Source organism: Salinicola halophyticus (assembly GCF_003206695.1).
Classification (GTDB): domain Bacteria; phylum Pseudomonadota; class Gammaproteobacteria; order Pseudomonadales; family Halomonadaceae; genus Salinicola; species Salinicola halophyticus.
Window position 1 is genome coordinate 195,039 of the sequence record NZ_PZJN01000004.1, and the last position, 13,939, is coordinate 208,977.

A 13,939-nucleotide genomic window follows, 5' to 3' on the forward strand; every position below is an offset into this window, starting at 1 on the left:
CGCCAGCAAATTGAGTAATTTTTGACCAACAATAAGGCATTGATTTTAATAGCAAAAAATTCTTGCGCGTACTTTCAGCAAGTTAGCGGCGATGCAGGAGAGACAGGATCAAGCAGTGGAAAAGCCGACGCGATGTCAAGCCTGAAGATGACGAATCTGGAAGGGTTATCAACAGCCGCAAGAATCCGCGAACAGGGATATCAAAGACGACATACAGGGAAGAGAGGAGAGACTTCAGACGAGAAAGTGGCGTCCCATAGGGGGTTCGAACCCCTGTTACCGCCGTGAAAGGGCGGTGTCCTGGACCACTAGACGAATGGGACGCGGACAACGGCTGATGCCGGTTCTTGTGGTGGAGCCTAGCGGGATCGAACCGCTGACCTCAACACTGCCAGTGTTGCGCTCTCCCAGCTGAGCTAAGGCCCCGTCCCAAGAACGGGGCGAAATATACGTTCACACCACTGATAAGTCAACGTTTTATCGTGATAAAAATGACTTTCTCGATAACCCGGCACCCAGCCACGTCACACTTCGCGGAAGGTCTTTTCCAGCCGCTTCGCCTGCTTCTTGGAAATTCCGCCCAATACGTCGATGGCATGCCGCAGACGCGCGCGCGTCATGTCGGAGCCGAGAATCGCCATGGCGTCGAGCACCGAAGTCGAATGGGTACTGCCCGTTACGGCAACGAACACCGGCGCCAGGAACACCTTCATCTTCAACTCGAAGTAGGCGGCAAGGTGCTTGACCTCGCCGAGCAGCTCGTCTTTCTCCCAACGCGGCACGACTTCCAGCCGCCATACCAGGAACTGCAGCAGCGCCAGCAAGGTCTCCTTCTCGAGATCGACATCCTCGAAGCTGGACTCGTCGATATCAGGCAGACCGGCGAAGAAATGCCCGGCCAGCGGCATGGCATCCGATAGCGTCGAGATACGTGGACGGATCTGTGGCAGAATCTGACCGACATACGCTTCGTTGAACGCCCAGTCGCGTAGCGCCTGCAGCAAGGCTGCATCATCGAGATCTTCTCGAATATAGACGCCGTTGAGCCAGGTCAGCTTATCGAGATCGAACACCGGGCCACCGAGTGAAACGCGCTGGATATCGAAGTGAGCCATCATCTCATCGAGACTGAACTTTTCACGCTCATCCGGCATCGACCATCCCATTCGTCCGAGATAGTTGGTCACAGCCTGCGGCAGAAATCCCATGCGACGATAATAGTGGATCGAGGTCGGGTTCTTGCGCTTGGACAGCTTCGACTTGTCCGGATTGCGCAACAGCGGCATATGGCACAGCTCAGGCATCGGCCAGCCGAAATATTCATAGAGCAGCTTGTGCTTGGGCGCCGAATTGATCCACTCCTCGCCCCTCAGGACATGAGTGATCCCCATCAGATGGTCATCGACCACGTTGGCCAGATGGTAGGTCGGCATGCCATCCGATTTCATCAATATCTGGGCATCGACCTGCGCCCAGTCGACCTCGATCCGACCGCGCAGCATGTCATCGACCTCACATACCCCCTCGGAAGGCACGTTCATGCGGATGACGTACGGAAATCCTTCCGCCTCCCGCCGTCGCTGCTCTTCAGGGTCCAGGGCAAGGTCATGCGGTTTCAGGGCAAGATGTAGCCCCGCCGCCTTTCGTTCATCGCGCAGGGCATCGAGCTCTTCGCCGGTGCGATAGCATTTGAAGGCGTGCCCACGCTCGAGCAGCTCCTCGGCGTGCCGGGCGTAGATATCGCCGCGCTCGCTCTGCCGATAAGGGCCGTGGGGGCCGCCGACATCGGGCCCCTCGTCCCAATCCAGCCCCAACCAACGCAGCGAATCGAGAATCATCTGCTCCGATTCGGCAGTGGAGCGCTGACGGTCGGTGTCCTCGATGCGCAAAACGAACTGCCCGCCATGCTGACGAGCGAAGCAGAGATTGAAGAGAGCGATATAAGCCGTGCCGACGTGCGGGTCGCCGGTGGGCGAAGGCGCAATACGCGTGCGTACCGTCATGAAATCCATTCCGTTGATGAACGAGCCGCCAGATTATACGCCCCCATCGGGCGCGACTGCAGTGTCTCCTCATGTCCAAGTTTGGGCCTTCGAGGCTCCAGTGGGTCGCGCTGGCGCCCAGAACGTCGATAACGACCGTCAGCCCCGCCTGCACGGGACCACTGCTCCGGGGTTTTCGCTTGACAGCAGGCACCCCGAGGCCAAGGCTTTGGGCACGATAAAAAAATTTATCGCCATAACACTTCACAACTCTGTAACCCGAAACATACTTCGGCAATGAGTGGATATCCTCACAGCACCAATACGCAGGCGAGATTCATGGATGGACGGGTTAGGACCACGAATCAAACAGCTCCGCCTCCAGGCAGGCATGAGCAAGGCTGCACTGGCAAGACGGGTAGGCGTCTCTGATGTCACGATTTCCTATTGGGAGTCAGGCACCATCAAGCAGATCGGACACGAACGCCTGGTGGCACTCACTTCGGCGCTGAACTGTTCGATCAAGCAACTGCTCGACGATGACTCGTTGAACGCGATGGCAGCCACCTCCCGGACGTCGAGCGCGACCGTGTTCAGCTTGCAGGCCCATCTGGCAGCGCCGTGGGAGCGGCGGGATGGCGGCGCCGAGGAGATGTCCACGCTGCAGATGCTGACGCAGGATTGCCACCTGGTCACGCCCGCGGACAACGAGTCCTTCGATTTCCTGTTCGAGGGGGATATCGCCGCCATCGCACCTGGCGATAGATTCCAGCAGGACGGTCTCTATCTACTGGAGCGCGACGACAAGCTGCAGATTCAGTATCTGGAGCATCTCGCGTCCGGCAGAATGCGGGTCAGCGGCGAACAGCTGCACGGCGTGACCGTCGAGAGCGTTCGTCATCCACCGTTTCGCATCATCGGCTATCTCCGTGCCCGCTGGAGCCGTCAGTAGCCCGGAGCAGCCCGACCTGCGCTTTGCGGAGAGGCCGGCTCGGCGCTGCGCCGGAGGGAACGCGTCGCTTCTTCGAGCGCCCCGCTCGCGGGAACGAAGCACTTTGAATCACACCTTCCTACGAGCCTGACTCAGAACCTAAGCCTGCGTCCGCTCAACCGTGGCGTTGCTGCTGGCGATAGGCGAAGAAGAACACGACCAGCCCACCTACTGCCGTCGCCGCCCCGACGTAGCCGGTAGCGGTCCAGCCGAAACCCGCGCCAATCGCCACGCCACCCAGCCACGGGCCCAGGGCGTTGGCGACATTGAACGCCGCGTGATTGGACGCAGCCGCCAGTGTCTGGGCATCTGCCGCCACATCCATCAGGCGTGTCTGCAACGCCGGTGATAACGACACCATGGTGCCGATGGCCACGCAGATCAGCAGGATGGACCACAGCGACTGCGCCGCCAGCGGGAACAGCAGCAGGATCGCGATACACCACACCAGCAGCCAACCCACGCCCTTGAGTTGCATCCGATCGTAGAGTTTACCGCCGGCGATATTGCCGATAATCGCCCCGGCACCAAACGCCGCCTGCGCCACCGGTATCCAATGGGGCGACACTTGGGTCACGTTGATCAGCACCGGCGCCAGATAGCTGAAGACGCAGAACATGCCGGCAAAGCCGATCGCACCGATCCCCAACGTCAGCCAGACCTGAGGCCGCTTGAGCGCCGTCAGCTCCTGGGAGGGGCTGTTACGCACCTCCTGCCGATTGAGCGGTAGATAGAGAAACACCAGAATCACGGTAAGGACGGCAATGCCGCCGACCAGCACGAAAGCGAAGCGCCAGCTCAATAGCTGACTCAGCCAGGTCGCGAAGGGATTACCCACCAGCATCGCGATGGTCAGGCCCGACATGACTCGACTGACCGCCTGGGCACGCTTGTGCGAGGGAACCAACGAGGCCGCGACCAACGAGGCGACGCCGAAATAGGCCCCGTGAGGCAGTCCGGAAATGAATCGAAAGATCATCAGCGTAGGGTAATTGGGCGCCAGGGCACTGGCGATATTCCCGAGCGCGAAAAAGGCCATCAGCATGAGCAGCAGGTGGCGCCGATAGAAATGTGACCCCAGCACCGCGATCAGCGGCGCGCCCACCACCACGCCCAGGGCGTAAGCACTGATCACGTTGCCCACTTGCGGCTCCGTGATGTTCAGCGCCTCGGCGACGTTGGGCATCAGCCCCATGATCGTGAACTCGCCCACGCCGATGGCAAATCCGCCGACCGCCAACGCGAATTCGATCAATAACGTAAACCGCCGCGACGGTTTCGCGGCGCCGGTTTCAGCCGTGTGAGCCACAACACTCTCCAACTTTAGTCTAATTGCGTACGGCGCAATTATTCACAGCTTGTCGTCAAATGGAAACTGAAACAGTGTAATCCACAGCGATTCTCGGGGCCCTGCCTTGGCTCACGGCGCTATTTTCAGCCGTTGGGGATTTCGTCAAGGAACTTTTTTAACGATAGCCGCTCTGAGTAGCCAAGAGATTCATCACAGCTGTCGCTATGCGGTTTCTCGAGCTTACTGCAATGATCGTTATCGCCGCGCCCTGCGCGGCGTTTTTTTGCCTACGTCATGCCCATGAACAAGGCTTTCCCCTCACGTCACTGCCGGCCCGTATCTGCGCCAACCACCCGTTTCAACCTTGCCAAAGGGCAATAGCGAACTCACGGTCAATCCGCTACTGTCGCGCGGTCGCTCCCTCTATTACGGATTCATGACCATGAGTTTCTCTTCCGATCACTGCTCGCCGAAACGCCCCCTCAAGCGGCTCTGCCAGGCCCTGCCGTTGCTGGCGTTGATCCTTGCGGTTCCCGCCCATGCCGCGCCACAGGGCAAGGTCGACTGCATTGCACCGGCACAACCCGGCGGCGGCTGGGATTTCACCTGTCGCTCAGTGGCACGGGCGTTACAGGATCTGTCGATGATCCCTGCCGCCATGCAGACGATCAACGTTCCGGGCGCCAGCGGTGGCGTGGCTTTCAGCCATGTGCAGGCCAAGCGTGCCAGCGACGACGACCTGATCGTCGCGGCATCGACCGCCACCACGACTCAACTGGCGCTGGGCAACTACCCCGGCGGGCGTGCCGACCAGGTACGCTGGGTCGCGACGCTGGGCGCCGACTATGGCGTGATCGCCGTCGCCAATGACTCGCCTTATCAGTCACTGACGCAGCTGCTAGACGCCCTCAAGGCCGATGCGGGTAGCGTGACGTTCTCCGGCGGCGATGTGGCGGGCGGCTTCGACCACATCAAGGTGCTGATGGCGGCGCGCAAAGCCGGCGTCAAACCCATTCGCGATATCAAGTACCTCGCCTTCGATTCCGGCTCGGTGGCCATCAGCCAGCTGCTGGGCGGCCACATCGACGCGTTCACCGGTGATATCAGCGAAGCCAAGAGTTTCGTCGACAGCGGCGATCTGCGCATTCTGGCCGTGTTTTCCGATGAACGGCTGCCCGGGCAGTTCGCCGACATCCCCACGGCCAGGGAACAGGGCATCGACGTGGTTGCCCCCAACTGGCGGGGTTTCTACACCCCCGCCGGAGCCTCCGAAGAGAGCTATGCTTGGTGGAAAAAGACTCTGAACGGGCTCTACGACACCCCGCAGTGGCAACAGATCATGACCCAGAATGGACTCCTGCCATTCCACAAATCCGGTGACGAACTGAATCAGTTCGTTGCTAGACAGATCAGCGATATCCAGGAGATCGGCGCCGAACTGGGCATGACGCACTAGCCCTTACGGCGACGGGCGCCCGCCTATCCCGGCCGTCTTGTCCACCTATCCCGGCCGCCTTACCCCTTTCTCAACCGCTTGAGAGTCACGGCAACCGACATGGTAGACTGTGTCGGTTGCCGCGCGCCGGGGAGCCTTCCGATGTCACTCTTTCTTCTGGTTTTCGCCGTCTGTCTGCTGGTCAGTCTGGCGACCGTGACTGCGCTGATGCTGTCCCGCACCCCACGCTATCGTACCCAGGCGCAGGATCTGCTCGATCTGTTCGATGCCGTGCTGGAAAATCGCGCCAGTGAAGCGCGCTGGCATACGCTGATCGGCTATCCGATCCGCCACGACACCTATCTGGAAAATCTGCGCCGGCGCAGCCAGCATCTGATGGAAACCTACGGTCGACCGTGGCAGGCCGCCCAGGGAGGATCGCTCTTCTCACGCAGCGGTCGTGAAGAACTGGCCGCACTGCGCGATCATCTGGCAGCGCACCAGGCGCTTCAGGGAGGCGAATATCGTGCCTGATCCGGTTCCGCAGCGACGATCACCATGACGGGCATCATACGGCTCGCGCCGCTCGACAACGCGATTCAGCACCATCATCACGACTATCACCAGATCGTGATCGGGCTATCGGGTTACGCCGAGTTCGAAATTGCCGGCCAGGGCGGTGTCGTGGCACCGCTCTCCGGCTGTCTGGTACCGGCCAATATCGAGCATTATTACGAAGGTATCGGCGATAACCGCCAGCTGATCATCGACCTCCCGGACGATGCGGCCGCGTTGACCGGCACCCATCGCCAGCTGAGAGCCCTGTTCGATCGCCCCGGCTATTTCGCGATCGATGAATCTCTGCAGCACTATCTGCAGTTCCTGGTACAGGAAATGGCGCAGGCCCGCCACGCACCGGGCGACCTGCTGGTCACGACGCTGCTCAGTTCGCTTCACGCTCGTCTCGGGGCGACGCTCTGCCCTCCCCCGGTGACCAGACGCGCCAGCCGATCGCTGGACATTCAGCGCCTCGAACATTTCGTGCTGGCGCGGCTGGATCAACGCCTGAGCGTGTCGGATCTGGCCAATCTCGTCTGTCTCAGTGAGGCCCATTTCAGCGAGCGCTTTCGGGATCAAACCGGGATCACGCCCTATCAATTCGTGATGCGGTTGCGGCTGGCCACGGCCCGTGACCTCACGGATCTGACCGACCTGCCGCTTGCCGACATCGCGGAACGCACCGGATTCGCCAACCAGAGCGCCTTGAGCAACGCCTTTCGACGCCGCTACGGCCATTCTCCCGTGCAGCTACGCCGCCCTTCTTCAGCCAGATAATCCGGCTTTTCTTGCAAATCTCCCCGGATAATTGGCAAGAACCCGCGCCCTGTTTCACGCTAGAGTCAGCTACCACTTCCTTTTATCGGTGTCGCTGTGGCATCCCGTCGCGGAAGCCGTCCAAGCCAACGCTGATCACTATGATTCAATCATGCCGAAGGGGCTGAACGATGCTGAAAGCCGAACAAATGCTGGACGCTGCCACTTGGCGGACCTCGCTGGAAACCCTGTTTGCGAGGATAAGCGAACACTACATCGTCGATGAAGACGCCTACCTCGCCGAGCTATGCGAACTGCTGGGTGCGGGTGAGGCCGATTTCGCCCGCATCGGCGACAACACCGCGCAGCTGGTGCGCGACGTTCGCGCCATGGATACGGCTGTCGACTCCATCGATGAACTGCTTCAACAGTACAGCCTCGATACTCAGGAAGGCGTGCTGCTGATGTGTCTGGCGGAAGCGCTGCTGCGTATTCCCGACAAGACCACTGCCGACGCGCTGATCGAGGACAAGCTGGGCGTCGCAGACTGGAAGCGCTATCTGGGTCAGAGCGAATCCTGGTTCGTCAACGCCTCGACCTGGGGCCTGTTGATGACCGGCAACGTGATCCAGATGGACAAGCCCCGCGAAGGCAAACCGGCCAACTTCATCAACAAGATGGTCAATCGCATGGGCGAGCCGGTCATCCGCAGCGCGATGTACCAGGCGATGAAGGTCATGGGCCAGCAGTTCGTGCTGGGGCGCACGATCGACGAGGCGCTCAAGCGCTCGAAGCCGCTGTTCAACAAGGGCTATACCTACTCCTACGACATGCTGGGCGAAGCTGCTCGTACGCGTCAGGATGCACAGCGCTACTTCGACGACTACGCCTCGGCGATTCGCCAGGTGGGTGAGACCAGCGTCAAGCTCGATGCCAAGACCCCGGCCCCGTCGGTATCGATCAAGCTGTCGGCGCTGCACCCGCGCTACGAATTCGGTCGCCGCAGCCAGGTTCTCGAAGAGCTGGTCGGCACCGTCAAGCAGCTCGTCGAGCTGGCGCGAGAACGCCATGTTGCACTGACCATCGATGCCGAGGAAGTCGATCGTCTCGAACTCTCGCTCGAGGTCTTCCGGGCCGTCTTCGAGAGCGACGCCTGCCGCGGCTGGGGCCACTTTGGCCTGGTGGTACAGGCCTATGCCAAACGCGCCCTGCCGGTGCTTCACTACATCAACCGACTGGCCGATCAGCAGGGCGACGAAATTCCGCTGCGCCTGGTCAAGGGCGCCTACTGGGATACCGAAATCAAGGAATCCCAGAAACTCGGCGTCGACGGCTATCCGGTCTACACCCGCAAGGCGTGTACCGACGTTGCCTATTTGGTCTGCGCGCAGTTCCTGCTCTCCGAGAACACCCGCGGACGAATCTTTCCGCAGTTCGCGACCCACAATGCGCACACCATCACCAATATTCTCGAGCTGGCCAACCATGCAGATCGCGCTTTCGAATTCCAGCGCCTGCACGGCATGGGAGAAGCTCTCTATGATGCGGCACTGACGCGGGCCCCCCAGGGCACCTACTGTCGTATCTATGCGCCCGTGGGCGCGCACAAGGACCTGCTGCCCTATCTGGTCCGACGACTGCTGGAAAATGGCGCCAACTCATCGTTCGTCCATCAGCTGGTCGATCCCCGGGTCCCGGTGGAGTCGCTTTGCGTCCATCCGGTGGCCACGCTCAAGCCCTATCCGACCTTCGCCAATCCCCGGATTCCGCTACCCAAGGACATCTACGGTACGGCACGCAAGAACTCCCAAGGCGTCAACTTGAACATCAACAGTGAGTATCAGCCGCTCATCGATCGCATGGCGGCGTTCATGGATCGGGAATATCACGCCAAGCCGCTGCTGGGCGTCGATGTCGCCGATGACGACAGTCAGCGCCAGCGCGTCACCAGCCCCTATGACCGCCGCCTGCCCGTGGGTAGCGTGCAGTGGGCGACCCACGAGCAGGCCGAGCAGGCGGTGGACATCGCCTGGCAGGCCTTTCCGCGCTGGAACGAAACCCCGGTCGAAGAGCGCGCGGCCATCCTCGAGCGACACGCCGAGCTGATGGAAACGCACCTCGCCGAGCTGATGACGCTGTGCTCCCGCGAGGGCGGCAAGCTGCTCACCGACGGCGTCGATGAGATTCGCGAGGCGGTGGATTTCTGCCGCTACTATGCGGCGCGCGCTCGTGAGCTCTTCGCCGAGCCCATCGCCCTGCCGGGACCCACCGGCGAATCCAACGAGCTGGTGATGAGCGGCAAGGGCGTCTTCGCCGCAATCAGCCCGTGGAACTTCCCGGTCGCGATCTTCACCGGCCAGCTGGTCGCCGCTGCCGTGGCCGGCAACACCGTGCTCGCCAAGCCCGCCGAGCAGACCTCGCTGGTCGCCAACCGCGTCATCGAGCTGCTGTATGAAGCCGGCATGCCCCGGGATGTCGTACAGCTCTTGCCCGGCGACGGCCCGACCGTGGGTAGCGTACTGAGCAGCGATCCCCGGATTACCGGTGTCGTCTTCACCGGCTCCACCGATACCGCACAGATCATCAACCGGGCGCTGGCCGCCAGGGAGAACGCCGCCCTGCCGACGCTGATCGCCGAGACCGGCGGCATGAACGCGATGATCGTCGACTCCACCGCCCTGCCCGAGCAAGTCGTTGCCGACGTCGTCCACTCGGCCTTCCAGAGCGCCGGCCAGCGCTGTTCCGCCCTTCGCGTGCTCTATCTGCAGGAGGATATCGCCGAGCGCGTGATCGAGATCCTGCGCGGGGCGATGGACGAACTGCGTATTGGTGACCCGCGCGACCTGGGCACCGACGTCGGCCCGGTCATCGACGAAGAGGCACGCAAGGGGCTGCTCGAGCATATCGAAACCATGAAGGCCGAAGGCCGTTTGATCGCCGAGGCCAGACTCGATCCGGCCCAGACCGACAATGGCACCTTCGTCGCGCCGATGGCCTTCCGTATCGATGGCATCGAATCGATGCAGACCGAACAGTTCGGACCGCTGCTGCATATCGCGCGCTATCGAGCCGACCAGCTCGAAGACGTCATCGATTCCATCAATGCCAAGGGCTACGGCCTGACGTTCGGCGTCCACAGCCGCAACGAGAACTTCACCAATCATGTGGCCAGCCGCATTCGCGTCGGCAATGTCTACGTCAATCGCGACATCATCGGTGCGGTCGTCGGCGTGCAGCCGTTCGGTGGCCAAGGCTTCTCGGGCACGGGCCCGAAGGCGGGTGGACCGCATTATCTGTTACGCTTCGCCACCGAAAAAACGCGCACCGTCAATACGGCCGCGCTGGGCGGCAACGCTTCACTGCTCGCCATGGGCGACTAATGCACGACGCCTTATAGACGACCGCAGATCACGGGAGGCTCGCAATGGCCAATAACAATGCCGACATGGGCTTCCCGTTCGTACGCTTCCCGAGCGGGACACTCCTCGCCAGCGCTTGGGCTCGCGTGCGTAAAAGCTCGTCGGAGCAAACTCCGGCCTAATAACTAAGAAACAGGAGACGCCTCTATGGCTATCGGTGTTTGGATCAGTCTTTTCGCCTACTTCGTGCTCATGATCGCCATCGGCCTCTATGCCATGCGCACGTCCACCTCCACCTCCGAAGATTACATGTTGGGTGGCCGGACTCTCAGCCCGCAAGTGGCTGCCCTGTCGGCCGGTGCGTCGGACATGAGCGGCTGGCTGCTGCTGGGCCTGCCCGGGGCGATGTTCGTCTCCGGCCTGGGTTCGGCCTGGATCGGCATCGGCCTGTTCGTGGGTGCATTCTTCAACTGGGTGCTGGTCGCCCCACGCCTGCGGGAGCAGACGGTCCACTACGGCAATGCGATAACCATCCCCGCCTTTCTGGCAAACCGCTTTCCGACGCGGGCCCTGTCGCTGAGGACGATCTCCGCTATCGTCATCGTCGTCTTCTTCGCGATCTACACGGCCTCGGGCCTGGTAGCAGGCGGCAAGCTGTTCGAGAGCGCCTTTTCCGGCGTGATCAACATCGGTGGCCTGAGCGATTACGCCACCGGCATCATCATCACGCTGGGCGTGGTGCTGGTCTACACGGTGGTCGGCGGCTTCCTGGCCGTGAGCATGACGGACTTCGTGCAGGGCTGCATCATGATGCTGGCACTGGTGATCATGCCGGCAGTGGTGATCTTCGGCGAGGGCGGCGGCGGGTTTTCCCAGGCCTCGCAGACGCTCAATGAAGTCGACCCCACGCTGCTTTCCTGGACGGACGGGTTGACCTTCATCGGCTGGCTGTCCGCCGTGACCTGGGGGCTGGGCTATTTCGGCCAGCCGCACATCATCGTGCGCTTCATGGCCATTCGCTCGCTGAAGGACGTGCCCGTGGCCCGTAACATCGGCATGAGCTGGATGCTGATCTCGCTGATCGGCGCGGTCTCTCTGGGTATCTTCGGCCGGGCCTATGCGATCCGCAACGGATTGGATGTCGAGGATCCGGAGACGATCTTCATCATTCTGGCGAACCTGCTGTTCCACCCGCTGATCACCGGTTTCCTCTATGCGGCCCTGCTCGCCGCCATCATGAGCACTATCTCCAGTCAGCTGCTGGTGGCATCTTCCTCCCTGACCGAGGATTTCTATCGCCTGTTCCTGCGCAAGGAAGCGTCGGAAAAGGAAACCGTCGCCGTGGGCCGAATCAGTGTCGTGCTGGTGGGTCTGGTGGCAGCCGTCATCGCATCGGATCCGAACTCTCAGGTTCTGGGGCTGGTCAGTAACGCCTGGGCAGGCTTCGGGGCGGCGTTCGGCCCGCTGATCATTCTGTCGCTGATGTGGTCGCGCACCAACGGCGCTGGCGCCATTGCGGGCATGGTCGTAGGCGCTCTCACCGTCATCGTCTGGATCTCGTTGGGCTGGAGCAACGCGTTTCTGGGCGGACCGGGAGTCTACGAGATCATTCCCGGCTTCATCGCCTCCTTCATTGCCATCCTGGTGGTGAGCAGCATGACCAAGGACGCTGGCGAATATAAGCAGATTTCCAGCTAACGCGTCGGTGAAAGCGGGTCATCGATGCGCTACCGACACTCGACGCGAAACTGACAAAGGGCTCCTGCGGGAGCCCTTTTCCATGCATGCCAATCCACACTCGACCCCGGTCGAAGTTGCCCGCCACACCGAGCCGCACCACGCCAGGCACGCGCAACGCTAGTCAAACGCAACGCTAGTCAAACGTAAAGCCAGCCACGTGCGGTGCCCTCTACTGCCCGCTCGTCACCCCTGATGCTCTCGAAACGCCCACAGCCTCGAGCCGACGTAGGTAATCAGCGGTACCGTGAGCGTGGCAATGCCGATAGCCCAGAAACCAGAAATTTCTGTCGATGCCAGCAACGTGGCCAGCACCCCGTTATTGAGGGCAAACCCCAACAACGCCAGGGTGAAGAAGCGTCGGGCGCGCCCCTGACGACGAAACGTCAAGCGCCGGTGGCCGACGAGAGAAATCTGAAAGGCGACCAAAAAGCCGCAGAGATTGACGAAAAACTCGGACAGCGCCGGCCACAAGGCACTGAGAATGGCGGCGACCGACAGATGGGCCACCGTTGCAACGCCTCCTACCAGACCGAAACGGGCGGCAGTTTTCGCTTCGCGCTTGAGTCGACGTTTCATGAAATACCGGACGCTCCATCGAACCGGCCAGAGGTGGCCTCGGCCTTGCCTACGCCAGCGGCCTCACTCTTGAGGTTAAGGCCGCTTTCGGCACCCAGGCTCTCCTCGGTGATCAAGCTATCTTCGGCCACCAAGTACAGCGGCCGCCGCTTGGCTTCGATGAACAGGCGTCCGACGTACTCTCCCAGGATCCCGATGGAGAGCAGCTGCATGCCGCCAAAGAACAGGATCGCCGTCATCAGCGAGGCGTAGCCGGGCACGTCACTCCCCACCACGATGACCCGTCCGACGAGCAGCAGGATATAGAGAAACGCGAGCCCCGCAACGACGGCGCCAAAATACATCCAGATACGCAGAGGCCAGGTCGAGAAGCTGACCAGACCGTCGATGGCGAAATTCCACAGTTTCCAGAAACTGAACTTGCTGACGCCGCTCGTTCTGGCCGGCCGGTCATAGTGGACCCCGATGGAGCGATACCCTGGCCAGCTGAACAGCCCCTTCATGAACCGATTACGTTCGGGCAGTCGCTTGACCGCCTCGACGACTCGGCGATCCATCAACCGAAAGTCCCCTGCGTTGCTGGGGATCGGTGCTTCCGCCAGCCGGTTGAAGAGGCGATAGAAGAGCTCTGCGGAGGTACGCTTCGCCTGGGTATCGTCATCCCTGGAGCCACGAATGCCATAGACCATATCGTAGCCCTGGTCCTGCCACAGCCCAATGAACTCCAGGATCACCTCGGGTGGATCCTGCAAGTCGACATCCATGGGTACCACCGCGTCACCTCGAGCGTGGTCGAGGCCGGCGCTCATGGCGGCCTCCTTGCCAAAATTGCGGGTCAGCGACAGAACCCGAACCCGAAGATCCTCCGAAGCCCGTTGGCGAAGCTTGGCAAGCGTTGCATCGGTGGAGCCATCGTCTATGAACAGAATCTCGAGCCGCGGGACGCTGGCACCCAGCGCGCCATCGACCGCTTCGAGAAATCGGTCGATGGCGCTCTCCTCGTTCATTACCGGCACCACGAGCGATAACATCCACTCTGTTCGACGTCTGTCCACGAGCGCTCCTCGTACGAAATGAATCAAGGCCTTGCGATGTTGGCAACCTGGACGATCAATGACTACGGTAATCCTAGCGGGTCAGAGCGAAACGCGCACAAACAGACTTAACGTCTGGCCTGACGTAAAAAAACGCTGTTTCAAAATTTTACTGGACATAAAAAACACCGTTTCCTATCATAGGGACGTTGTCTCA

10 protein-coding genes and 2 tRNA genes are annotated in these 13,939 nt (G+C 61.0%); 6 read left to right on the plus strand and 6 right to left on the minus strand.

The window, feature by feature from the left end; genetic code table 11:
- Window positions 1-247: 247 nt before the first annotated feature.
- The 3 genes from DOM58_RS06120 to gltX form a co-directional block, all read right to left on the minus strand.
- A tRNA-Glu gene (locus DOM58_RS06120) sits at window positions 248-323 on the minus strand.
- Window positions 324-350: 27 nt separating this feature from the next.
- Window positions 351-426: transfer RNA gene (locus tag DOM58_RS06125), tRNA-Ala, on the minus strand.
- Between the two features lie 98 nt (window positions 427-524).
- Window positions 525-2,003: a glutamate--tRNA ligase gene (gene gltX / locus DOM58_RS06130; protein WP_110692173.1), complete on the minus strand. Its 1,479-nt coding sequence runs from the start codon at window positions 2,001-2,003 to the stop codon at window positions 525-527.
- 370 nt (window positions 2,004-2,373) lie between these two features.
- Here gltX and DOM58_RS06135 point away from each other — a divergent pair, with 370 nt between their 5' ends.
- Entirely contained in the window at window positions 2,374-2,934 is a 561-nt protein-coding gene (locus tag DOM58_RS06135) for a helix-turn-helix domain-containing protein (RefSeq protein WP_245392177.1), read from the plus strand.
- Window positions 2,935-3,088: 154 nt separating this feature from the next.
- On the opposite strand, the gene DOM58_RS06140 is transcribed toward DOM58_RS06135, so the two are convergent.
- Entirely contained in the window at window positions 3,089-4,282 is a 1,194-nt protein-coding gene (locus tag DOM58_RS06140) for an MFS transporter (RefSeq protein ID WP_245392178.1), read from the minus strand.
- 424 nt (window positions 4,283-4,706) lie between these two features.
- Here DOM58_RS06140 and DOM58_RS06145 point away from each other — a divergent pair, with 424 nt between their 5' ends.
- The 5 genes from DOM58_RS06145 to putP all read left to right on the plus strand — a co-directional run bounded on the left by DOM58_RS06145 (window position 4,707) and on the right by putP (window position 12,070).
- Window positions 4,707-5,720, plus strand: coding sequence for a Bug family tripartite tricarboxylate transporter substrate binding protein (locus DOM58_RS06145; protein WP_110692176.1), 1,014 nt, complete (start codon window positions 4,707-4,709; stop codon window positions 5,718-5,720).
- Window positions 5,721-5,861: 141 nt separating this feature from the next.
- Window positions 5,862-6,233: a hypothetical protein gene (locus tag DOM58_RS06150; RefSeq protein WP_075562592.1), complete on the plus strand. Its 372-nt coding sequence runs from the start codon at window positions 5,862-5,864 to the stop codon at window positions 6,231-6,233.
- Window positions 6,234-6,257: 24 nt separating this feature from the next.
- Complete coding sequence (locus DOM58_RS06155) at window positions 6,258-7,034, plus strand: AraC family transcriptional regulator (protein WP_110692177.1); 777 nt, start codon at window positions 6,258-6,260, stop codon at window positions 7,032-7,034.
- A gap of 170 nt (window positions 7,035-7,204) precedes the next feature.
- Window positions 7,205-10,393, plus strand: coding sequence for a bifunctional proline dehydrogenase/L-glutamate gamma-semialdehyde dehydrogenase PutA (gene putA, locus DOM58_RS06160; RefSeq protein WP_110692178.1), 3,189 nt, complete (start codon window positions 7,205-7,207; stop codon window positions 10,391-10,393).
- Between the two features lie 186 nt (window positions 10,394-10,579).
- Window positions 10,580-12,070: a sodium/proline symporter PutP gene (gene putP / locus DOM58_RS06165; protein ID WP_075562595.1), complete on the plus strand. Its 1,491-nt coding sequence runs from the start codon at window positions 10,580-10,582 to the stop codon at window positions 12,068-12,070.
- Between the two features lie 225 nt (window positions 12,071-12,295).
- Here the strand turns inward: putP and DOM58_RS06170 are convergent, their stop codons facing one another.
- Both DOM58_RS06170 and DOM58_RS06175 read right to left on the minus strand, forming a co-directional pair.
- Window positions 12,296-12,688, minus strand: coding sequence for a GtrA family protein (locus DOM58_RS06170; protein WP_075562596.1), 393 nt, complete (start codon window positions 12,686-12,688; stop codon window positions 12,296-12,298).
- A complete protein-coding gene (locus DOM58_RS06175; protein ID WP_245392179.1) occupies window positions 12,685-13,743 on the minus strand; it encodes a glycosyltransferase family 2 protein in 1,059 nt (352 codons plus the stop codon). The genes DOM58_RS06170 and DOM58_RS06175 overlap by 4 nt, the downstream gene beginning before the upstream one ends.
- Window positions 13,744-13,939: the final 196 nt, after the last annotated feature.

Excerpts from the sequence above, each read along its gene's own strand:
- gltX (WP_110692173.1), bottom strand. The coding sequence starts at position 2,003 with ATGACGGTACGCACGCGTATTGCGCCTTCGCCCACCGGCGACCCGCAC.
- DOM58_RS06135 (WP_245392177.1), top strand. The coding sequence starts at position 2,374 with ATGAGCAAGGCTGCACTGGCAAGACGGGTAGGCGTCTCTGATGTCACG.
- DOM58_RS06145 (WP_110692176.1), top strand. The coding sequence starts at position 4,707 with ATGAGTTTCTCTTCCGATCACTGCTCGCCGAAACGCCCCCTCAAGCGG.
- DOM58_RS06150 (WP_075562592.1), top strand. The coding sequence starts at position 5,862 with ATGTCACTCTTTCTTCTGGTTTTCGCCGTCTGTCTGCTGGTCAGTCTG.
- DOM58_RS06155 (WP_110692177.1), top strand. The coding sequence starts at position 6,258 with ATGACGGGCATCATACGGCTCGCGCCGCTCGACAACGCGATTCAGCAC.
- putA (WP_110692178.1), top strand. The coding sequence starts at position 7,205 with ATGCTGAAAGCCGAACAAATGCTGGACGCTGCCACTTGGCGGACCTCG.
- putP (WP_075562595.1), top strand. The coding sequence starts at position 10,580 with ATGGCTATCGGTGTTTGGATCAGTCTTTTCGCCTACTTCGTGCTCATG.
- DOM58_RS06170 (WP_075562596.1), bottom strand. The coding sequence starts at position 12,688 with ATGAAACGTCGACTCAAGCGCGAAGCGAAAACTGCCGCCCGTTTCGGT.